At 63.4% G+C, this 20,676-nt stretch carries 27 protein-coding genes; 19 read left to right on the top strand and 8 right to left on the bottom strand.

Annotated elements, in window-relative coordinates:
* On the top strand, window positions 1-977 hold a 977-nt coding region (locus OJJ21_RS03745), incomplete at its 5' end, for a hypothetical protein (protein ID WP_297683292.1).
* A 15-nt stretch (window positions 978-992) separates the two neighbouring features.
* Here OJJ21_RS03745 and OJJ21_RS03740 read toward each other — a convergent pair.
* The 3 genes from OJJ21_RS03740 to OJJ21_RS03730 are packed head-to-tail and all read right to left on the bottom strand — an operon-like array spanning window position 993 to window position 3,929.
* Window positions 993-2,291, bottom strand: a complete 1,299-nt coding sequence (locus OJJ21_RS03740; RefSeq protein ID WP_297683289.1) for a TRAP transporter large permease — start codon at window positions 2,289-2,291, stop codon at window positions 993-995.
* Window positions 2,291-2,818 carry a TRAP transporter small permease gene (locus OJJ21_RS03735; RefSeq protein ID WP_297683286.1) on the bottom strand — a complete coding sequence of 176 codons (528 nt, stop codon included), beginning with the start codon at window positions 2,816-2,818 and terminating at the stop codon, window positions 2,291-2,293. Before OJJ21_RS03735 ends, OJJ21_RS03740 begins: the two co-directional genes overlap by 1 nt.
* Window positions 2,819-2,873: 55 nt before the next feature.
* A complete protein-coding gene (locus tag OJJ21_RS03730) occupies window positions 2,874-3,929 on the bottom strand; it encodes a TRAP transporter substrate-binding protein (RefSeq protein ID WP_297683284.1) in 1,056 nt (351 codons plus the stop codon).
* Between the two features lie 206 nt (window positions 3,930-4,135).
* On the opposite strand from OJJ21_RS03730, the gene OJJ21_RS03725 reads away from it, so the two are divergent.
* Window positions 4,136-5,272, top strand: a complete 1,137-nt coding sequence (locus tag OJJ21_RS03725; protein ID WP_297683282.1) for a TRAP transporter substrate-binding protein — start codon at window positions 4,136-4,138, stop codon at window positions 5,270-5,272.
* A gap of 40 nt (window positions 5,273-5,312) precedes the next feature.
* Here the strand turns inward: OJJ21_RS03725 and OJJ21_RS03720 are convergent, their stop codons facing one another.
* Window positions 5,313-6,050, bottom strand: coding sequence for a hypothetical protein (locus tag OJJ21_RS03720; protein WP_297683280.1), 738 nt, complete (start codon window positions 6,048-6,050; stop codon window positions 5,313-5,315).
* A 192-nt stretch (window positions 6,051-6,242) separates the two neighbouring features.
* On the opposite strand from OJJ21_RS03720, the gene OJJ21_RS03715 reads away from it, so the two are divergent.
* The 10 genes from OJJ21_RS03715 to OJJ21_RS03670 all read left to right on the top strand — a co-directional run bounded on the left by OJJ21_RS03715 (window position 6,243) and on the right by OJJ21_RS03670 (window position 13,188).
* Complete coding sequence (locus OJJ21_RS03715) at window positions 6,243-6,620, top strand: cytochrome c family protein (RefSeq protein ID WP_297683278.1); 378 nt, start codon at window positions 6,243-6,245, stop codon at window positions 6,618-6,620.
* 143 nt (window positions 6,621-6,763) lie between these two features.
* Window positions 6,764-7,129, top strand: coding sequence for a rhodanese-like domain-containing protein (locus OJJ21_RS03710; RefSeq protein WP_297683276.1), 366 nt, complete (start codon window positions 6,764-6,766; stop codon window positions 7,127-7,129).
* Between the two features lie 65 nt (window positions 7,130-7,194).
* Entirely contained in the window at window positions 7,195-7,791 is a 597-nt protein-coding gene (locus OJJ21_RS03705) for a gamma carbonic anhydrase family protein (protein WP_297683274.1), read from the top strand.
* A 122-nt stretch (window positions 7,792-7,913) separates the two neighbouring features.
* Entirely contained in the window at window positions 7,914-8,534 is a 621-nt protein-coding gene (locus tag OJJ21_RS03700) for an RNA polymerase sigma factor (RefSeq protein ID WP_297683272.1), read from the top strand.
* 18 nt (window positions 8,535-8,552) lie between these two features.
* Window positions 8,553-9,014 (top strand): hypothetical protein, encoded by a 462-nt coding sequence (locus OJJ21_RS03695; RefSeq protein ID WP_297683270.1) that lies wholly within the window; start codon window positions 8,553-8,555, stop codon window positions 9,012-9,014.
* 2 nt (window positions 9,015-9,016) lie between these two features.
* Entirely contained in the window at window positions 9,017-9,577 is a 561-nt protein-coding gene (locus tag OJJ21_RS03690; RefSeq protein WP_297683268.1) for a periplasmic heavy metal sensor, read from the top strand.
* Window positions 9,578-9,651: 74 nt separating this feature from the next.
* Window positions 9,652-10,674: a D-erythronate dehydrogenase gene (gene denD / locus OJJ21_RS03685; protein ID WP_297683266.1), complete on the top strand. Its 1,023-nt coding sequence runs from the start codon at window positions 9,652-9,654 to the stop codon at window positions 10,672-10,674.
* Between the two features lie 125 nt (window positions 10,675-10,799).
* Window positions 10,800-11,984 (top strand): acetylornithine deacetylase, encoded by a 1,185-nt coding sequence (gene argE / locus OJJ21_RS03680; RefSeq protein WP_297683264.1) that lies wholly within the window; start codon window positions 10,800-10,802, stop codon window positions 11,982-11,984.
* 146 nt (window positions 11,985-12,130) lie between these two features.
* A complete protein-coding gene (locus tag OJJ21_RS03675) occupies window positions 12,131-12,670 on the top strand; it encodes a hypothetical protein (RefSeq protein ID WP_297683262.1) in 540 nt (179 codons plus the stop codon).
* A gap of 5 nt (window positions 12,671-12,675) precedes the next feature.
* Complete coding sequence (locus tag OJJ21_RS03670; RefSeq protein ID WP_297683260.1) at window positions 12,676-13,188, top strand: hypothetical protein; 513 nt, start codon at window positions 12,676-12,678, stop codon at window positions 13,186-13,188.
* A 3-nt stretch (window positions 13,189-13,191) separates the two neighbouring features.
* Here OJJ21_RS03670 and OJJ21_RS03665 read toward each other — a convergent pair whose 3' ends face one another.
* On the bottom strand, window positions 13,192-14,424 hold the full coding sequence (locus OJJ21_RS03665; RefSeq protein WP_297683258.1) for a putative zinc-binding peptidase: 1,233 nt from the start codon (window positions 14,422-14,424) through the stop codon (window positions 13,192-13,194).
* Between the two features lie 132 nt (window positions 14,425-14,556).
* Here OJJ21_RS03665 and OJJ21_RS03660 point away from each other — a divergent pair, with 132 nt between their 5' ends.
* Complete coding sequence (locus OJJ21_RS03660) at window positions 14,557-14,937, top strand: DUF3606 domain-containing protein (RefSeq protein ID WP_297683256.1); 381 nt, start codon at window positions 14,557-14,559, stop codon at window positions 14,935-14,937.
* 39 nt (window positions 14,938-14,976) lie between these two features.
* Here the strand turns inward: OJJ21_RS03660 and OJJ21_RS03655 are convergent, their stop codons facing one another.
* From OJJ21_RS03655 to OJJ21_RS03645, 3 genes are all read right to left on the bottom strand, one after another.
* Entirely contained in the window at window positions 14,977-16,326 is a 1,350-nt protein-coding gene (locus tag OJJ21_RS03655) for an MATE family efflux transporter (RefSeq protein WP_297683254.1), read from the bottom strand.
* Window positions 16,323-16,976 (bottom strand): TetR/AcrR family transcriptional regulator, encoded by a 654-nt coding sequence (locus tag OJJ21_RS03650; RefSeq protein ID WP_297683252.1) that lies wholly within the window; start codon window positions 16,974-16,976, stop codon window positions 16,323-16,325. The genes OJJ21_RS03655 and OJJ21_RS03650 overlap by 4 nt, the downstream gene beginning before the upstream one ends.
* 76 nt (window positions 16,977-17,052) lie before the next feature.
* Window positions 17,053-17,790 carry a hypothetical protein gene (locus OJJ21_RS03645; protein ID WP_297683250.1) on the bottom strand — a complete coding sequence of 246 codons (738 nt, stop codon included), beginning with the start codon at window positions 17,788-17,790 and terminating at the stop codon, window positions 17,053-17,055.
* 135 nt (window positions 17,791-17,925) lie between these two features.
* On the opposite strand from OJJ21_RS03645, the gene OJJ21_RS03640 reads away from it, so the two are divergent.
* The 6 genes from OJJ21_RS03640 (at window position 17,926) to OJJ21_RS03615 (ending at window position 20,676) form a co-directional block, all read left to right on the top strand.
* A complete protein-coding gene (locus OJJ21_RS03640) occupies window positions 17,926-18,258 on the top strand; it encodes a SelT/SelW/SelH family protein (RefSeq protein ID WP_297683248.1) in 333 nt (110 codons plus the stop codon).
* A 46-nt stretch (window positions 18,259-18,304) separates the two neighbouring features.
* Window positions 18,305-18,469: a hypothetical protein gene (locus tag OJJ21_RS03635; protein ID WP_297683246.1), complete on the top strand. Its 165-nt coding sequence runs from the start codon at window positions 18,305-18,307 to the stop codon at window positions 18,467-18,469.
* A gap of 176 nt (window positions 18,470-18,645) precedes the next feature.
* Entirely contained in the window at window positions 18,646-19,299 is a 654-nt protein-coding gene (locus OJJ21_RS03630) for a hypothetical protein (protein WP_297683244.1), read from the top strand.
* A 12-nt stretch (window positions 19,300-19,311) separates the two neighbouring features.
* Window positions 19,312-19,692, top strand: coding sequence for a hypothetical protein (locus tag OJJ21_RS03625; protein WP_297683242.1), 381 nt, complete (start codon window positions 19,312-19,314; stop codon window positions 19,690-19,692).
* Window positions 19,693-19,902: 210 nt separating this feature from the next.
* On the top strand, window positions 19,903-20,280 hold the full coding sequence (locus OJJ21_RS03620) for a hypothetical protein (protein WP_297683240.1): 378 nt from the start codon (window positions 19,903-19,905) through the stop codon (window positions 20,278-20,280).
* Window positions 20,281-20,289: 9 nt separating this feature from the next.
* Window positions 20,290-20,676: a hypothetical protein gene (locus OJJ21_RS03615; RefSeq protein ID WP_297683238.1), complete on the top strand. Its 387-nt coding sequence runs from the start codon at window positions 20,290-20,292 to the stop codon at window positions 20,674-20,676.

Genomic DNA, 20,676 nt, shown 5'->3' with positions numbered 1-20,676 from the left:
TCTTCCGATCTAATTTAGATTTCGCTGATTTAGACTTTACCATAATTGAGAATGCATCTGGCAGTACGTTTAAGTCCGTTATTTTTTCAAGCTTTAGGAACAGCGCCCTTATCGGAAATTCGTATTTTTGGAAGTTTCAAAGTACACAACTATCCATGGCACATGAAGGCGGCTTTAAGCTGATGAATGGTATCTTTCAAGATTTCCATTTTAGGCGAATGATAGTCGACATTGATGCAATCGACGCCACTATCGTCAATTGTTCATTTATAGATTGCGATGTTAGAGCAAAGTTTAGAGAAAAAACTCGCATCAAGAATTGCAAAGTCGCATTCACGACAACAAACAAAATCGCGGATCGAGCTGCACAGACTTTAAAATTATTCCGCGATCAGCACAACGAGCAACGCGACATGGAAGAGGCGGCACATTTTCACTACGAATATAACAAGCAAGTGGGGAAAACATATTTTTCCGCTTTGTATTATCATCGCGACTTACTGTCGGGGCACGGTCATCACCTGGCATTATCCGACTTGCTGGATATGTATTACCTCAGGCGGACGACGAGAGAACAGTTTGGAAAAATTCTTACTGCATATCTTGTTTCCCGCATTAACTGGCTTGTGTCGTTTAAAGCCACCGTTCGAGTTCTTGAACTTTATATGCGTGCCGTTGGAAACCTACTCAGTCGCTGCATTTGGGGTTATGGGACAAAACCCGCGAGAACCCTGTTTTTCGGATTCACCGTCATCCTGGCATATGCCAGTTTCTACTATTTCGATCCCGCCTCAATTACCGCGGGCGACGCCTCTTATTCCTTAGCATTTAGCATGGCATCGTTCGCAACTATGACTCTCGAGAAATATCAAAACGCCCGTCATCTTATCTTCGTTGTGAGCGCAGAAGCCCTAACTGGCATCCTGACTTTAGGTATGTTCATTTCTAGTTCTTTTGCCAAAATAAGAGAAAGCTAAACCACTCGAATCTCGCTAGTCCATAAGACTGGGCAGCCACAGCACGATCGCCGGGAAGCCGATCAGCAGGCCGACACGCACCAGATCGGCCGCCACGAACGGCAGGATGCCGCGGATCACCGTCTGCAACTTGACCTGCCCCACGCCCTGGATGACGAAGAGGTTCATGCCGACCGGCGGCACGATCATGCCGATCTCGACAATCGTCACCATGTAGATGCCGAACCAGATCGGGTCGATGCCGAGCGCCTGCACCGCCGGGAAGACGAAAGGCAGGGTCAGCAGCATCATCGCCAGGTCGTCCATCAGGGCGCCGAGCACGACATAGAAAACCGTTAGCAGCACCAGGAACAGCGCCGGGCTCAGATGGAGCGCCTGAATCTGTGCCACCACGACTTGCGGCGCATTGGTCACTTCGAGGAAGAAATTGAACAGGCCGGCGCCGATCAGGATCAGGAAGATCATCGCGCTGGTCGCCGCCGTCTCGCGCAAACTGTCCCTGAACCGCCCGAAGGTCATGGTGCGGCCGAGCACGGCGAACAGCAGCGCGCCGACCGCGCCGACCGAGGCCGCCTCGTTGGGCGAGAAGACGCCGACAAACATGCCGCCGATCACGATGGTGAACAGCAGGAAGACCGGCCAGACATTTTTCATCGTGCGACGGCGCTGCGCCCAGGGCATGCGGTCGCCGGCCGGGCCGCTCTGCGGATTGAGCCGCGTGATCGCCGTGATCGCCAGCATGTAGAGGCCGGTGCCCAGCACGCCCGGCAGCAGGGCCGCGACATAAAGCTTGCCGAGCGACTGCTCGGTCAGCAGCGCGTAAATCAGGAGAATGATCGAGGGCGGAATCAGGATGCCGAGCGTGCCGCCGGCCGCCACCGTGGCGGTGGCGAGGCTGTCGGCATAGCCGCGGCGGCGCATTTCCGGCAGCGCGACGCGGCACATGGTGGCTGCGGTGGCAATCGCCGAGCCGCAGATTGCGCCGAAAGCGGCGCAGGCGCCGATGGTGGCCAGCGCCAGGCCGCCGCGGTAATGCCCGAGGAAGGCATAGGCCGCCTCGTAGAGCTGGCGCGACAGGCCGGCATAGGTGGCGAACACGCCCATCATCACGAACAGCGGCACGATGGAGAGGCTGTAGGGAATCACCGATTCGAACGGCGACGAACCCATCACATAGGCCAGGCCATCCCAGCCCTGCAGGTACAGAAAGCCGATGCCGCCGACCACGCCCATCGCCACCGCGACCGGCACCTGGATGAACATCAGCAGCAGAACGGCGGCGAAACCGATGACGCCGAGCCAGGTCGCATCCATCACAGGACCTCGGCTTTCGATTCAGAAGGCGCGATGTCACGGCCGGTGACGGCAACGGCGAGATGGCGCAGCACGATCACCAGCACCAGGGCGGCGGTGAAGAAGGCGCCGCCGAGCAGCGGATACCAGAACCAGATCATCGGCAGGCCGATGGTCTGCGACCTGTCGCCCATCAGCGCCACGGTGCTGGCCTGGCCGATGCCGAACCAGCCGATGGCGAACATCAGCGCCGCGCCGAGCAGGGCCGCGAAAGCCCGGCACAGCGCCTGGGCCCGCAGCGGCAGCCAGCTGATGCCGATATCGACCGAGACATGGCTGTCGGTGATGAAACCATAGGGAATGGTCAGGAAGGCGCAGGCCACGATCATCAGCTGGGTGATGTCGACGGTGCCGAGGATGCCCTGGCCGCCGAGATTGCGGATCGCGATATCCAGGCAGGTGAACAGCCCGGCCAGCAGCGCGCAGAAGGCGCCGAGCTTGCCAGCCCAGCCAGCAGCCTGCTCGGCCAGACGGTAAAACACGGTCATCGATGTGGTCCGTAAAAAAGGCCCGCCGCCGGTGTGGCGGCGGGCATGCAGCGTCCTAGCGCTTCGCGCCTTCGTATTTGGCGATGCGCTGCTGCATCTCGGCCAGGATGGCGCGGGCATCCTTGACGCCGGCTCCTTCCAGGTCGGTCAGCAGCTTTTCCGTGGTCGGCTTCAGCGTGTCGCGCCAGCGGATGCGTTCGGCGGCCGACAGCGAGGTCATCGCATTGCCCTTCTTCGTGGCCGCTTCCAGGCCCGGCGCATCCCACTGGTTCCACCAGTCGCCGAATTTCTCGGTCAGTGCGCTGCCCGTGGTGTCGTCGATGGCCTTGCGCACATCGGCCGGCAGGCTGTCGTATTTGCGCTTGTTGATGATGAAATAGAAGCTCGCCGTGTAGGAGCGCGCATCGAGATGGAACTTGGTGACTTCAAACAGCCGGAAGGAATTGATCGGGTCCCACGGGAACACCGCGCCGTCGATCACGCCGCGCTGCAGGTTTTCATACACCTCGCCCGGCGGCAGGCCGACCGGCGTGGCGCCGAGCTGCTGCAGCATGGCGTTGATCTGCGGGCTGGGCGAGCGGATGCGCAGGCCCTTCAGGTCGTCCATGGTCTTGACCTGCTTCGAGCCGGTATGGATCAGGCCGGCATTATGCGCATGCAGGCCGAGCACCTTCACGCTGTCGGGAAACTCGCCGGCGAAATGCTTGGGATACATCTCCCACAGCGTGCGGCTCGCCGCATTGGCGGTCTCGACCAGGAAGGGGAATTCGATGATGCCCATGCGGTTGAAACGGCCGGCCGGCACGCCGCGCAGGCCGTGGGCGATATCGACCACGCCGCTGACCGCCTGCTCCAGCTGGCGCGCCGGATTGCCGAAGGCGCTGCCGGCCGGGAACACCGTCAGCTTCACCTTGCCATTGGTACGCTTCGCCAGCTCCTCGCCCCAGGGCACGAACCAGTCGCGATGCATGCCATGGCCGGGCGGCAGGAAATGGCTCAGCTTGAGCTCGATCTCCTGCGCTGCCGCCGGCAATGCTGCGGTTGCGAACAGAATGGCCGCAGCGGCAACGGCTGCTGATTTACCCATGAGACGAGCCAGATTGATTGCCACGGTGCGTCCTCCCAGACGATGGATTTGTTATGGGCTTTGCCCTGGCGCGCAGGGTAGTTTCAGTTGTAACCAAGGTCAAGGCGACCCGTTTTGCGCGACTGGAGTTACCGTCTGAATACGTAGACGACCCAGCAACTTGCGGCCTATTGTTGCGCCCGGCACAAACCCGGTGGGTGGGTCTCACTGCGGGGATAGAGGATTCCATATTGGCGCGTCTGGTCACAGTTGCTGGCCTCGCTTTGGTTCTGGGCATTCTGATCGGCATCGGCGCTGTCTCGCTTGACCGCGCCGCCCATGCCCCGGAAGCGCGTGCCATCAAGGAGCCCGATACATCGCAGCAGAGCAGTGCGCCGGCTGTGATCGAGGCGCCGGGCCGGCGCGTGACGATCAGGCTGGCCAGCGCCGCCCCCACCTCGGCGCCGCAGATCGGCACCATGGCCGCCACCACCGCGGAGAAGCTGGCGACGGCCTCCGACGGCAATATCGAGATCAAGCTGTTCGAGCCCAACACGCTGGCACCCAATGCCGAGCTGTTCGACCGCGTCGCCGACGGCAGCATCGATGCCGTGTGGTCGTCGCCGAATTTCTTCGCCCAGCGCGATTCCGTGCTCTGGCTTTTCTCCACCGTGCCCTTCGGTCCCTCGGCCAGCGAATACCTGGCATGGCTGTCCTACGGCGGCGGCCAGGAGCTGATGGACGGCACGTTCGCGCGCTTCAACATCAAGCCTATCGTCTGCACCGTGCTGCCGCCGGAATCGGGCGGCTGGTTCCGCCGCGAGATCAACACGGTGGAAGACCTCAAGGGCCTGCGCATGCGCTTCATGGGCATCGGCGCCAAGGTGATGCGCCGGCTCGGCGTCGAGACCACGGCGATGAGCGGCGGCGACACCTTCTTCGCCCTGCAGAGCGGCGCCATCGATGCGGCGGAATTCTCCCTGCCCTCCATCGACCTGCGCTACGGCTTCGACAAGGCCGCCAGCCATTACTACTTCCCCGGCTGGCACCAGCAGAGCTCGCTGATCACGCTGATGGTCAACATGAAGGTCTGGGACGGCCTGGCCGATGCGCAGCGCGCCACCATCATGAATGTCTGCGGCGACAATATCCGCGAAAGCCTGGCCGAAGGCGAAGTGCAGCAGGTGCAGGCGCTGCAGGAAATCCGTCAGCGCGGCGTCAACATCCACACATTGCCGAAGCCGGTGCTGGACGCGCTGAAAATGTCATGGACCCAGGTGGTGAAGGAAGAAAGCGCCGCCAACCCGGAATTCATGAAGGTCTGGGAATCATTCCATGCCTTCCGCAAATCCTATGCGGAATGGCGCAACCTCGGCTACCTGCCCTGACCGGCGCGCCTGAGCGCCACCTGATTTAGGCAGCGGGCGCCTAAGCAGCAAGCGACCGCCGCAACTGGCGCAACCGGCGTTCCACCGAGATATCGACTGAGGCCGTCACTTCCAGGCTGCGGTCTTCCAGCGCATCGCCGCGCGGATTGGCGCGGCCGCGCGCTTCCACCGCATCGTCGCGACGCCGGATCAGTTCGATGATCTCCGGCTGGAACAGGCGCAGCAGGCCGTTGAGCCAGCGGTTGACGCTCGGCACCGGCCAGCCATGACGCAGCTCGAACCGCTCCAGCATGGCGATCACATCGCGCGCCGCGAACCAGGTCTCGTCGGTGACCCAGCGGTTCACGGTGAACAGGCGGATCGGCTGGCCGTAATGATCCATCGCCACGCCGACGATATGCGCCAGCGCCTGGTCGCCGCGCGGCCAGTGTTCGCCGACTTTTTCCTTCGGCGAGCAGCGGCCGACGCCGGTCTTCACGTATTTCGCCGGCTCGAAGCCCTCGCCGAGAAACTGCGGACGCTGGAAGACATGGAAGTGACCATGCTCGCGATCGTCGTTGCGATGGGCATGGTAATAATACTGCGCGCCGGTCTGCGGATCGAACACGTCGCCGGCCGGGTAATGCAGCTGCTCGAAGAAATCCTCTTCGCCGCGCAGCAGTTCGGCCACCAGGTTGCTGCGCTTGGCGGCCAGATCCTGCTGGATTTTCAGCATCTCGCTACCCGCCGCAACCATCGCCTGCAGCCGGGCCGACCCCAGATTGGCCATCATATTCATTTACGCGTCTCTCCTGCGCTCAGGCGGGGCAGTTAAGCAGCCGGCTATTAAGCGGCGGTAAATGCGACAAGGCGCCGCTGTTGTCCTCGCGAGTCGCTGTGCTATTTTTTGCAAGCCGGGTCATCCGATCCTGCCGCAAACCCGGTCCGACCAGCCCGACACCTCAATTTTTCGTCCATCCAGGAGCCCCCGATGTCGCGAGTCCTTTTGTCTGCCCTCGCCCTTCTCACCGTCAGTCTCGCCATGAGCGGCGCCCAGGCGGCCGGCGATCCGGAACAGGGCAAGAAAGCCTTTGCCAAATGCCGCGCCTGCCATCAGCTGGAAGCCGGCAAGAATGGTGTCGGCCCCAGCCTGAAAGGCGTGTTCGGCCGCAAGTCGGGCACCGCGGATGGTTTCAAGTATTCCGACGCCATGAAAGCCAAGGCCGTGGCCTGGGATGAAAAGACCATCAGCGAATACATCGCCGATCCGAAGGCCTACATTCCCGGCAACAAGATGGTCTTCCCGGGCATCAAGAAGGAAAGCGAAGTCGCCGACCTGATCGCCTATCTGAAGGACGCGACCAAGTAAGCCTTTCCGTACTGTGGGTTAATCAGGGCCTCCCGACTTGGGAGGCCCTTTCTATTTAGCAATTATTTTTGTGAAAATCTGATATTACATATAGGAATGACAATTTATTTGCATTCCACACTAGGAAATCCTATATCAGCACCATGTCCACTCAGACGTCCGCCTCCGCCCATATCACGCCTGCCTCGGTGACTGCCGAGGTTGTGCGCGGCTGGCTCGCCGCCGGCGAAGCCGTGCTGATCGATGTGCGGGAACCCGACGAATATGCCGACGAGCATATCGCGGGTGCCGTGCTGCTGCCGCTGTCCGGCCTCGATGCCGCCCAGTTGCCGGAAGCCGCCGGCCGACGCCGTGTGCTGCAATGCCTGACCGGCAAGCGCTCGGGCATCGCGCTGCAGACGCTGGCCGATCAGGGCATTACCGACCTGCTGCATCTCGACGGCGGCCTGCTGGCCTACAAGAAGGCCGGCGGCGCGACCGTTGAGGCCGACGAGGCCGTCGCGGCGTAATCGGCCGCGCCTTTTTCCGTTCCCGTCTGTTGGTTAAGGTCGTCCTGCAGAAACTGGAGGACACGATGCCCGTGCATGGCCCCGACGTGGTGCTGAACGACCCCGCCTATATCCATGAAACGGCACAGATCTACGGCAAGGTGCGGCTCGAACAGGGCAGCTCGGTCTGGATCAACGTCGCCATGCGCGCCGAGAATTACGAGATCGTGGTCGGCGCCTATACCAATATCCAGGATTTCTCCATGCTGCATGTGGGCAGCCAGACCGGCACCTATATCGGCGCCCATAACTCGATCACCCATCACTGCACCATCCATGGCTGCACCATCGGCGACAACTGCCTGATCGGCATCGGCTCCACCATCATGGATGGCTGCGTGATCGGCAGTAACTGCATTATCGGCGGCCATACCTTCCTCAAGGAAGGCACCGTGATCCCCGACAATTCCGTGGTGGTGGGCAGCCCGGGCAAAGTGATCAAGACGCAGAACAATTATGTGCGCTGCCGTCTCAATGCCTGGCTCTACTATCGCAACGCGCTGGCCTACCGACAGGGCCAGTATCGCGACTGGGACCAGCCCGACATGGCCGCTGCGGTGGGCGCCGAGATCGCCCGTCTGACCGAGGAACTGAAGGCGCTGGAAGCCGCCACCAGGGCATGAACCGGGCGTGATCCGGGCCTGCCTGTGCTTGCGGCCTGAATTCCGCCGTTTTTCCGGCGCAGGAATCCCGCCATGGCACCGTATAGGACTACAGACACCAACCATGAGCAGGACATCGCCGCATGTTCGCCTCTCTCGCCCAGGCCACCGTCCTGGCGCGCCTGGAGCCCCGCCCAGCCGCTGACCGCATGAGCGACATCGACACTGCCCTGATGCACCGGGTTGCCCGTGGCGACCATGCGGCCTATCGCCTGCTGGTCGATAAATACCTGCGCCATGCCGTCACCGTGGCCTATCGCGTGCTGTTCAATCGCGGCGATGCCGAGGAAGTGGCGCAGGAGGCCTTCCTGCGCGTCTGGCAGCATGCCGCGCGCTGGCGCGCCGATGGCGGCGCCAGTTTCAAGACCTGGCTGAATCGCGTGGTGGTCAACCTGTGCATCGACCGCAAGCGCAAACCGGGCATGGCCGCGCTCGACGACCAGCCCGAACCGATCGACGAAGACCGCGCCACGCCGTATGAGGCCCATCTCGCAACCGAGACCGGCGATCATGTCGCACAGGCGCTGCAGAAGCTGCCCGAGCGCCAGCGCGCCGCCATCCTGCTCTGTTTCTGGGAAGGCGAAAGCAACATCGATGCGGCCAGGGCGCTGGATATCAGCATCGGTGCCCTGGAATCCCTGCTGATCCGCGCCAAGCGCGCGCTGCGCGACGATCTGCGCGCGACGCTCGGCCCCCGTGAATGACGTTTTGGGAGTGATGCCATGAATCTCGAACGTTTCATCGACCTGCTCGATGCCTACGGCGCCGATCTCGATCATTGGCCGCAATCCGAACAGGCCGCCGCCACGACCCTGCTGTCCGTTCAGCCGGAAGCGCGCGAAGCGCAGCGCCGCGCCGCCATGGTGGATGCGCTGCTGCTGCGCGCTCCCTTGCCCGGAATTGAGCCGAGCGATGCCCTGCGCCAGCGCGTGCTGGCCCAGGTGGCAGCCCTCCCCGCCGCGCAGTCACAGCCCGGCGCCGGCTGGCGCGTTCAGGTGCTGGAAGCCGTGGCCCTGCTGTTCCCCACGGGCCGCAGCCTGCCGCAATTCGCCGCGCTGGCGCTCGCGCTGGCCATCGGCGTCAGCGCCGGCTTCGCCAATATCGGTCAGTTCGATGCGCAGGAGACCGACCTGGTCACCGTGCAGATAGCATCAGCCGCACCGCTTCTCCTCACCGAGGAATAATCATGTCCGACACCGTTACGCCGCCCCCCGCCTCCGCCGCGCCGAAATCGCGTCTCAACCGCTGGCTTGCCATCGGCCTGATCGCCTCGGTCGCGCTCAACATCGGCTTCGCCAGTTTCGGCGCCGTGCGCTTCTTCAAATACCGCGAGCTGGCCGAGCGGCGCGGCTGGCAGATCGAGGACCAGGTCGCCCGCAAGCTGCCCGACAATGCCGCCAAAGCTTTCCGCCACGCTTTCGAGGATGGCCGCAAGGGCGGCGCCATTTCGCATAACCAGATGCGCCGCGACCTCGGCGCCGCGCTCGGCGCCGAACCCTACGACCACAATCGCCTCGCCGCCGTGCTGGCCGAGCATCGCCAGCGGCTCGACCAGTTGCAGGCCGGCATGCAGGCCGGCCTGCTCGCCGCGGCCGATGCCATGACCCCGGACCAGCGCAGGGAATTTGCCGCGCGCATGCTGCGTCGCGGCCCGCCTGGCCCGCCCGGCGGTCCGATGGACGGACCAATGGGTGGTCCGCCGCATATGCGCGGCGATGCGCCGCCGCCCCCGCCGCCGCGGAACTAAGCCCGGCACCGCTTGTCTCAGGACAACAGGCTGGTTAGCGTGGACGCTTTCCCGGAAAACCCCTGGGGGCGTCCATGCTCAATGTTGTCATCACCGGCGGGGCCGGTTTCATCGGCCAGAAACTCGCCGCCGAACTGCTCAAGCGTGGCAGCCTGATCGGACCCGGCAACCAGCCGGAACCGATCTCCCGCATCACCCTGTTCGACACTGTCGCCGCAAGCGGCCCGCAGGACGAACGCATCGTCACCATGGCCGGCGATATTGGCGATCATGGCGATGTGTTGCGCCTGATCGGCCATAACACCCACTCCGTCTTTCATCTCGCCGCCATCGTCTCGTCCGGCGCCGAGGCCGATTTCGAAGGCGGCTATCGCGTCAATCTGGAAGGCACCCGTCATGTGCTGGAGGCCTGCCGCGCCATCACCATGCACACGCCGCGCCTGGTGTTCGCCTCCTCTGTCGCCGTCTATGGCGGCGACGCGCTGCCCAAGACGGTGACCGACGAGACCGCGCAGCGGCCGACCACCTCCTACGGCGTGCAGAAACTGAGCGGCGAACTGCTGATCAATGACTACAGCCGCAAGGGCTTCGTTGATGGCCGCAGCATCCGCCTGCCCACCATCATGGTGCGGCCGGGCAAGCCGAACAAGGCCGCCTCCACCTGGGCCAGCTCGATGATCCGCGAGCCGCTCTCGGGCGTCGATGCGATCTGCCCGGTGCGGCCGGACTCGCCGATGGCCTGCCTGTCGCCGCGCCGCACGGTGGATGCCTTCATTCGCGCGCATGACCTGCCGGCGGACAAATTCGGCAAGGATCGCGCGCTGCTGCTCAGCGGCATCCGCGTCACCGCCGGCGAGATGGCGGCAGCGGTGGAGCGCGCGACACCTGCCCTGAAGGGCGCCAACCGCAAGATCGGGAGCATCCACTGGACGCCGGATGCGGCGATCCAGAAGATTGTCGATGGCTGGCCGGGCGCTACATCCTCGGATCGCGCGAAAGCAATGGGCTTCACCGTCGATGCCGGCATCGACGAGATTGTGCAGGCCTTCATCGCCGACGACCTCGACAGCCAGATCAAGAGCCTGCAGTCCAACTAACGCCCTTCTTGTCATGGCCGGGCTTGACCCGGCCATCCACGTCTTGCACCGTAGCCGTTAAAGAAAACGCGTGGATGCCCGGATCAAGTCCGGGCATGACACACTAAGTTATAAAGGTAATCCCCATGACCAAGCCCTCCCCTGAAGCCCTCGCCATGATCCGGCAGCTGATCGAAATGCCAACCGTCAGCCGCGATTCCAATCTCGACCTGATCCACTGGATCCGCGACCATCTGAAGTCGCTCGGCGTCGATGCCACGCTGGTGCACGATGCCACCGGCAAGAAAGCCAACCTCTATGCCACGCTGGGGCCGCAGGACAAGCCGGGCATCGTGCTGTCGGGTCACACCGACGTGGTGCCGATCGACGGCCAGGACTGGGATACCGATCCCTTCAGGGTGGTCGAGAAGGGCGGCAGGCTCTATGGCCGCGGCACTTCGGACATGAAGAGCTTCGTCGCCATCGCGCTGTCCTATGCGCCGAAATTCCTGGCACAGAAACTGGAAACGCCGATCCACTATGCCTTCACCTACGATGAGGAAGTCGGCTGCCTCGGCGCCAAGCGGCTGATCGAGGTGCTGAAGGATATGCCGGTGAAGCCCAGGGCGTGCATCGTCGGCGAACCGACCGAGATGCAGGTGATCGCGCAGCACAAGGGCAAGAAGAGCTGGCGCGTCGACGTGCGCGGTTTCGAATGCCATTCCTCGCTGACCCATATGGGCGCCAATGCGGTGGAGGCCGCCGCCGAGCTAATCGCCTTCATCAAGTCGCTGGCCCGCAACAAGCGCGACCACGGCCCGTTCGATGCGGAATTCGCCCCGCCCTATACCTCGCTGCATACCGGCACGGTGAATGGCGGCACCGCGCTGAACATCGTGCCGAAGGATTGCAGCTTCCTGTGGGAGATCCGTTACCTGCCGCAGGACGATGTCGATGCCTTGTTCGCCGAGGTGGTGGCCTATGCGAAGACCAAGCTGGAGCCGGAACTGAAAGCGATCGATCCGGCCTGCGGCTTCAGCTTCACGCAGATTTCCGAATTCCCCGGTCTTGCGACAGATGACCACAGCGGCGTGGTCGAACTGGCCAAGGCGCTGACCGGCGCCAACCGGGTGCAGAAGGTTTCCTTCGGCACCGAGGCCGGTCTGTTCTCCGAACTCGGCATCCCCACCATCGTCTGCGGGCCCGGTTCGATCGAGCAGGCGCACAAGCCGAACGAATTCATCGAACTGGCCCAGATCGGCCTGTGCGAGGCCTTCATGGACCGCCTGCTGCAGCGGGTGAAAGCCGGCGGCGCCGCGCTGCCCGCCTGATTTTGTTGCAGGTTCAATTAATAACGGCCCTGTCTGGAATCATGGCAGGGCCGCAATTTCTGCAGGGCTGCTTTGTGACCGGCGCCATGGTGCGACGCAATATTTCCTGTTAGACAGCGCGCCTTCTTTTGACCGGAAAGCGCGTCATGCCTGTCAGTCCTGCCCAACTCGTCGCCACACAACCGTATGCCAACCTGGATGCGCTGCGGGCTGCCCTGTCCCAGACGCGGCACGCAACCATACGCGACTTCCTGCGCTATTACGCCGGCATCCATCCGGCCGCTGCGCTGCCGGCGCGCAGCAGCTTCTCCCCGATGGCGATCCCGCGCCTGCTGCCGCATCTGGTGCTGGCCGATGTGGAGCGCGACGCCGGCGGATTGCCGCGCTTCCGCGTCCGCGTCGCCGGCGAGGAGGTGGTGAATGCGCTGCGGATGCCGCTGATCGGCCGCTATCTCGACGAGATCGCCAATACCTCCGAACCCACCGTGCGCTTCCCGATCGAAACCCGGCATGCCGTGGTGGAGACCGGCTGCATGGTCTATTACCGCGGCAAGCCGCGCGTGCGCTTCTCGCTGGACTATGCCGAGATCGAATATGCGCATTGCCCGCTGGCCGAGGATGGCGTTACGGTCGACCAGATCGTGTCGGTATTACACTATCAGGCTCTCGAACCCGTCCTCGGCTGATCCGCGTGGCCCTGCATCCCAACCTCGCCGCCATTGACGCTGCCCTGGCAGCGGCGTCCAGCCCGCTTATCCGCGACTTCCTCACCCATATGCGCGCCATCCATCCGGGCGACCGGCTGCCGGCGCGCGCGGCTTTCGATCCGATGGCGATCGCACATCTGCTCGGCCATCTGGTGCTGGTGCAGGTGGAGCGCCAGAGCGACGGCGGCATGCGCTTTTTCGTGCGCGTCGCCGGCGAGGTGGTGCTGAGCGCCGCCCCGGTGCCGCTGATGAATCGTTACATCGAAAGCAGCGTCAACCTGGGCAAGGTCAGCGACGACAGCCAGCCGCGCATCATCGATGTGCGGCGCCAGGTGGCGGAGACCGGACTGACGCAGCACTGGCGCGGCCGGCTGAACATTCCCTTCCGCTTCAACTTCGCCGACGTGGAATACGCCCATTGCCCGCTGGCCGAGGATGGCGTCACGGTCGACCGCATCCTCTCGGCCTTCTACTATCACGGTGCCCCGGACGCCTGAGCCTTACTCAACCGGATCGAGCGCCAGCTGCGAGGCCACCGCCAGCAGGGTCTCCTGCGGCTGGCTCGCCTGCTGCGGTGGAGTGGCCGGCATCGCCCTGTGCGGCAGCGCCGGCTGGCCCTCGCGCGCCTGGCGGCAGAGCTGGTGGATGAATGCGAGTTTGCCGATGGCCGCGCCGCTCAGCACGAAGGGATAGAAATCCTGCTGGCCCATGGCGCGGTTCAGGCTGTTGACCGCGAAGGTGACCGGCAGGAAGGCCTCGATCAGCTGCTCGATGCTGTCGGCGTGACAGGGATCGAAATCGACACGCACGCCGAGCTCCTCGCCGCGGCTGATGCGCGGCTTGACGCGCAGGCCGAAGGCATTGGCGGTCTCCAGCGTGTCGACGATGTGCATGTAATGCGCCCAGGTCTCGGCGAAATCCTCCCAGGGATGCACGGCGGCATAGGCGCTGACATAGCCCTCCTGCCAGCCGGATGCCGGGCCGCTGTCATAGTGACGCTGCAGCGCCTCGCCGTAATCCTGCCGCTCGTCACCGAACAGCGCGCGGAAACCGCTCATCGCCGCGCTGTTGTCGCCGGCGCGGCGCACCAGCCGCTCCCAGTAGTAATGCCCGACCTCGTGGCGGAAATGTCCGAGCAGCGTGCGGTAGGGTTCGTGCATGGCGACGCGGATGCGCTCGCGCTCGGCATCCTCGGCCTCCACCAGGTTGATAGTGATCAGGCCATTGTCGTGGCCGGTGACGATGCGGGGGGCTTTCGGATCTGGCGGGTCGGCGAGGAAATCGAAGGCGAGGCCTTCGTCGGGGTCTTCGTCGCGCGTTTCATGCGGCAGGTCGAGCCGCAGCAGGCCGTGAAACAGGCGATGCTTGGCGCTTTCGATGCGGCGCCAGTGCGCCAGATGCGCCGGCTGCGTCAGGTCGGGCACCGTGCGGTTATGCGCGCAGGCCATGCAATAGGGTTCGGGATCGGGCGGCACACCTTCGGCTTCGGCCGGCACCAGCCAGTTGCAGGCGTCATGCGCGGCATTGCTGCAAAAGCGGTACTGCTGTTCCGGTGCCGCCAGCGCCTGCCACACTTCGGTGCCAGCGTTTGGGCCATCGCTGCGCGTCAGCGGCTCCAGCGCGCTGAGCACGCCGCTTTCAGGCAGGAATCCGAGCCGACGGCCGCAGCTTTCGCAGGCGGTGTTCTCGAAATAGAGCGGCTGGCCGCAGGCCAGGCATTCGAAGAGTTTCATGAATATCTGCCTCGGCTCGATGCGTCCGAACAAGACGATCCGCAACGCCGATAGTTCCTAGTTCCGCGCAAAATCGCGGAACCCATCGCCCCTGCAACTGTTCTGTATGAGGACAGCAAGGGAGACTCTGCCATGACCGCCAGGACTTCAGACCGCAAGATCGATTCCGAATCGCGCGACGAAGAGCGCAAGGACGCGCAGCGCAGCGACAGCGACAAGGACCGGGAGCTCAATGACGCCTTGCGCGACAGTTTTCCGGCCAGCGATCCGGTGGCCATGACCCAGCCGACCGCCGGCAGCGCAGCGCAGCGCAGCGGCTCGTCGGCCAAGGCCGGCGACCATACGCGCGAGGCGCTGCTGAAAAAGCACGACCGCGTCAACCTGAGCGACGACGAGGACGTGAAATACTGGACCGAGCGTTTCGGCGTCTCGAAGGCCGAACTGAGCAAGGCGGTGCAGGAGGCCGGCTTCTTCCCCGCCGATGTGGCGGACAAGCTGGGCAAGACGCTGTAGCCGGATCGATCGGCCCGGCGCCCCAGCCCCCAAGGCGCCCTAGCCCCAGCGCGTCGCCTTCACCAGCAGACCGGTGCTGACGCCATAGACCACCATGGCGGCGCCGGCGAGCGCGAACAGCGTCCACACCTCGGCGCCGCTGACGGTGAGCCACCAGCCGCCGAGCGCCACCAGGACCAGGCGGATGGTGCCGCCGAGTACCGGACCGAGCACCTTGCCTGCCCCCTGCGAGGCGAAATACAGGCAGAGGCCAAAGCCGAAAAACGGGAAGCCGAAGCCGGCCGCCGTCAGATACTGCCGCGCGGCATCAATCACCGCGGCGTCGGCGGTGAACAGCCGCGACCACAGGTCCGGCGCCACGATCACCACCAGCCCGATGATGCCGAGCGCCACGAAGGCGACGCTGCCCGCCGTCCAGGCGACGCGACGCGCGCGCGCGATATCCCGGGCGCCGAAGGCCATGCCGACCATCGGCACGCTGGCGACGCCGACCGAGAAGGCGATCGGCACCAGCAGGAATTCCAGTCGCGCGCCGATGCCGTAGCCGGCCAGCGCATTGGTGCCGAAGCGCGCCACCAGGCCGGTGAAGATCAGCACGGTGAGCACGGTCTGCAGCGACGACAGGCAGGCCAGCGCGCCGACGCGCAGGATGTCGACGAACAATGCGCGTTCGACTCTGAAGCCCTGCGCGCTGAGCCGCAGCCTGGCGTCCGGACGGCGCAGATGCAGGAAGAGATAGAGCGCGCCGAGGCCGAAGGCGATCACCTGGCCGAGCCCGACGCCGACGATGCCGAAGGACGGCACCGGCCCCAGGCCCAGCCCCAGCGTGCCGCCGATGGCGATCTGCAGCCCGGCGACGGCGAGCGCCAGCACCGAGGGCACGTTCATGTTGCCGGTGCCGCGCATGACGGATGACAGCGTGTTGAACAGCCAGATGAAGAGCGCGCCGCTGAACACCGTGTTGGAATAGAGCACCGCCTGCGACAATGCCGCCTCACGACCACCGAGCAGGCGGTAGATCGCCGGGCCGAGCAGCCAGAAGAAAGCGGCGAAGAGCGCCGCGGCGATCACGGCAATGATGATCGCATGCAGCGCCAGCGTATTGGCGCGCGGCAGGTCGCCGGCGCCGAGCGCACGCGCAATGGCCGAGGAGACGCCGCCGCCCATGGCACCGGCCGACATCATCTGCATCAGCATCACCATCGGGAAGGCCAGCGCCATGGCGGCCAGCGACTCCACGCCGAGCAGGCCGACATAGACCGTCTCGGCAATCGCCGCCAGCGCGGTGACCAGCATCGCCACGGTGGTGGGCGCGCTGAGCCGCAGCAATGTGGGCAGGATCGGCGCGGTCAGCAGGCGTTCGCGGCTGGCCTGGGCTGGGGCATTCATCGCGGGCTCTTTTCCAGTCCGTCCAGCCGGTCATGCAGGCTGCGGCGGGCGGCATCGAGGATGGCATCGGATAATCTGCGGTCGGAGACGGCGCGCGCCAGCGCCACGGCGCCGGCGAGCTGCGTCGCCAGGGCGAGGGCGAAACCGCGCGGATCGAAGCCGCGCCTGGCTTTGGGCAGGTAGCGCATGTAGCGCGCGACGATGCCTTCGATGCCGGCATCGAAGGCGGCGCGGGCCTGGCGGTCGAGCCGCGCCGCATCGCCGCTCAGCGTGGCGACGGCGCAGCCGCGCATGCGGTCGTCGCGATGCGCCGGCGACAGGTAACTGTCGATCCACAGCCGCAGCGCGGGCATGCCCTGCGCCTCGCCCACCCGCCTGGCGAACCGCGCGCTGCCCTCGGCGAACATGCCGCGGATCGCCGCCGCCACCAGATCGTCCTTCGAGCGGAAATGCGCGTAGAAACCGCCATGGGTGAGCCCGGCGGCCTGCATGATGCTGGCGACGCCGACACCGTCCGGGCCTTTGGCGCGGATGGCGCGCGCCGCCGCGCGCAGGATGCGGTCATGCGAAACCGCCTTGCGGCCGGGTGCATGTTCAGGAGGGGCGGCAGGTTCGGGATGGACGGCAGGTTCGGGATGGACGGCAGGCACGGAGGCGGACTCCAAATATGACGATCATCATATTTGTGCGGTGCCCGGCGGAAGTAAAGCGGCGTTTCGGCGCGGTCTAGCCGAGATGGCGGGCGTTCAGAGCCCTTGGCAGTTCATCCGGCCAGCCTGCCGATGGACCCGGCGGGGCGGCAGCGGCGCGCACGCCGCTCCAGGGCGGCTCGGCGGCGGCTGTTGGTGCCATGGCGGGCGCCGCGCCGGGCGCCACAGACAGCGGCAAGACCGTCGCCGGCCTTCGCGGCGCTTCGTTCTGCTTCGTTTCGACCGTGGGTTCTGTAGCCGGGCTGTCTGCCACCACCGCCGGCTGCGGTTTCTTCCTCCGTCCGGTGGCGCCGAGCTGCGCGATCAGGTCGCCCTCGCCCGCCGGCGCGTCGGCATCGGCGGCGAGGCCGGCCTGCGCCGTCGCCCAGCGCAGGCTGTCGGGGTCGAGGGCTTCGGCCGCAGTCAGGCAGCGCAGCACGGCCTCGCCGGCCACCAGTTCGAGCTTCAGGCGGCCGAGCAGCAGGCGGCGGTCGCGCGCCTGGCGGATATAGAACTGGAAGCGCAGGCTGTTGCGCAGATGGCGCCAGAAATGCGCCTCCTCGATGCCGAGCGTGGCGGCGATCTGCTCCGGCGACTGGCCATCGGCCAGCAGGCGGGCGGCGCGGCGCCAGTCGACCAGTTTGGGCCGGCGGCGACCGGTGGCCGAGGCGGCGCCCGTGGTGGTGGCCGTGGCGGCGGCCGTGGCGGGGTCCGGTTTCGGAGTGAGATCGACTTCAGGCATGGCGGCTGCTGCCGCGTTCGGACTGGCGGTCATGGCATTCTCCGGGGGTATGGGCAGCCGCAGTCTACCCCGGACTGGCGCCAAAGTAAAACAAAAACAGAACATACGGCTTTTAATCATATTCCCGTCGGGCCGTTACTTCTCCCAGTCAGATGTTAGGCTGCCGCCATGACTGAAACGCCCGCTGCCGCCCCGCCTGCTTCCACCCTGCCTGTCCGCCCGCGCCCCCGGATCACCATCACCTATTGCACGCAATGCCAGTGGCTGCTGCGCGCCGCCTGGATGGCACAGGAACTGCTCTCCACCTTCACCGAGGATATCGCCGAAGTGGCGCTCATTCCGGCCAGCGGCGGCACCTTCGTCATCGCCTGTGACGGCGAGACGATCTGGGAGCGCAAACGCGACGGCGGCTTTCCCGATGTGAAGGTGCTGAAGCAGCGGGTGCGCGACCGCCTCGATCCCGGCCGCGACCTCGGGCATATTGACCGCCACGGAGAATAACGCACCGGCCCGCAGCCAGGTTTGCTTCCACGGCGAAGGCAATTTCGTGAATGGCATCACCTATCGCCTGCTGCTGCCGCTACGGAGCAGCGCCGATGCCGAACCGGACATGGTGCTGGCCTGCCAGTTCTGGCAGCGCCGCGAGGGCGGCGGTTACTGGGACGGCGACTGGCGCAGCGTGACGCCGGAGATCAGGGTGTTGGTGGGGTAGTGCATGCGTCCGCATACCTTAATCGAATATTGATTACCTACCTTTGTATGCCCGTAGGCCAGCATGAAGGTATTTCTTGACACTCAATCGAACCAACTGATGAAATTTACGACAGTCATCATAAATGGACCCATAAACAACCGATCTAAACCCTCAAAAACACTTGAGTTGCAAAAATGCGGATATGGAATCTGATCAGAGCATTTGGCTTCAAACTGCACGCAAGCACACATTGGTATTTCATCAAGGACCGCGTTTTTAGCAATATTGTAAAAATCTCCAGCCTTTTATTCACTGCAATTCCCACTTTCGATTGGGCACTCGTTCAACTAAATATAAAATATAGTCCCTTTATTATCGGCAATATTGTTCAAATATGGATCGGCGCAGCCCTCATCCTAGCATCTTGGTTACTATACTTATTTCTTGCCCCGCCGTTTATTAAACAAAAAGCCCTCGGTGCCGAAGCCTATATCAACAATCACACTGCGCTGAAAAACGCCATCGTCGACCCAATTCGCAACGGTCATGCAATGAAAGGCAGCATTACCCCAACCGTTCTGAATCTGATCCGGGAATCAACTAATCCCGACAAAAACATATTAGAACAGAGCATTCTCCATGACTCAGTAAACTCCGTTAGAATTGTACAGAACCTAAATTTCTTACCCCAGCAAACAGGGGTATTAATTGAATCCGCGATTGCACTGAATGATTACTCCAAACCCATCGCGCGCCCAATCGTCGCCACTCTATTCATCGCGGGCGCGTTAATTTTGTTCATTCCAACATTGTTTCGAATTTTTCACTACCTGACGCGAATCACATGAGCGGAGATAAAAATGGTTATGGTCGATGATCAAGGGGAACCTCACTTTGATGACCGCCTTCAATGGATCGAAATAGAAGGAGAATTGAAAAGATTGAATCCTGCCGAGGCATTCATAATTCCAAAAGCAGACCCGACAGTGAAATTATTTTACAAAACTAAAGATGTATGGGCCGCGCCCAGCCAAAACACTGGGATGATTTATGTAAGAATCGGAGCGAAGCTACTTCGCCATGATGTTCCACCGAACTCCAACCAATACAGGGCTCCAAGAAATTTTGTGCCTCACAGTGCTTGCGATGGGGGGCCCGCATTTTGTTTGCACGGGCTGATGCACTGCTGCAAGACGAACGTTTTGATCGGTTCATGCGGTGGACTGTGGAACTGCCCGTAATCGATAAATCTGACATCTCAATATTTTTGTTGCGGCAAATCTAGCCGCCCCCTCATTTCTACCCGGCAAAACTTTCCGGTTAACGCGCATTCACCATGCTGCGTAACAGTGTGATTTTGCTGTAATCCGCAACATCCGGTTACACAAAGCTGCCTGCAGCCTCTGGCATATCGCTTGCTTCCTCCCCGGCAGAGCTATGAGGAGGACGACATGCTTCTGGGCGCGATCGGCGGATTCAATCCGCTTGCGATGCTGGGCGGAATGGCAGCGACCAAGGCGGTGGATGCCGTCAGCAGCATCTTCGCGCAGCCCGATCCGTCGCAGCCGGCCGCCGGCAGCAGCGAGCTGCAGCAGCTCCCGCTCGACGATGAGACGCGCCAGCAGTTCCTCGACTTCGCCAAGATGGACGAGACCGAGAAGCTGCAGCTGGCCTGGCTCGAGAAAAACGACCTGACCGCCGAAAAGCTGGCCGGCATGGATGCGCAGCAGCGCGCCGGCCTCGAAGAAGATCTCCGCAAGAAAGTGGAAGAGCATGTGCGCACGCTGACCGGCAAAACCGCCGGCGGGCTCGCCAATCTCGTTGTGTAAGGACTGACGATGACCTCTGCCATTTCCAACTACTTCACCAACCCCTATTACGGCGTCAACCAGGCCAATGGCACCAAGCCGACCGAGGTTGCCGAAAGCAAGGAAAGCGCCGCCGCCGCCGGCGCCGCAGCGCTGGCCGCCGCGTCGCCGAAGGCCGGCGACGTCACGCAGGAATTCCTCGATTACGCCAAGCTGTCGGTGCCCGAGCGCATCCGCAAGCAGTTCCTCGAAAGCAAGGGCCTGGACGAGAAGTCGCTGGCCGCGATGAGCGAGGAAGAGCGCCAGAAGATCGAGGACGAATTCCGCGAGCTGCTGGAAAAGAAGATGAAGGAAGGCCTGGCCGACGGCGTCGCCGCCGGCAAGAAGACCGGCCTGGTCGCCAATATCGTGGTCTGA

This window comes from Ferrovibrio sp. (assembly GCF_025869515.1).
In the GTDB taxonomy this organism is placed as follows: Bacteria; Pseudomonadota; Alphaproteobacteria; order Ferrovibrionales; family Ferrovibrionaceae; genus Ferrovibrio.
Note: the sequence above shows the minus strand (reverse complement) of the source record. Positions and strands in the feature narration are given on the sequence as shown.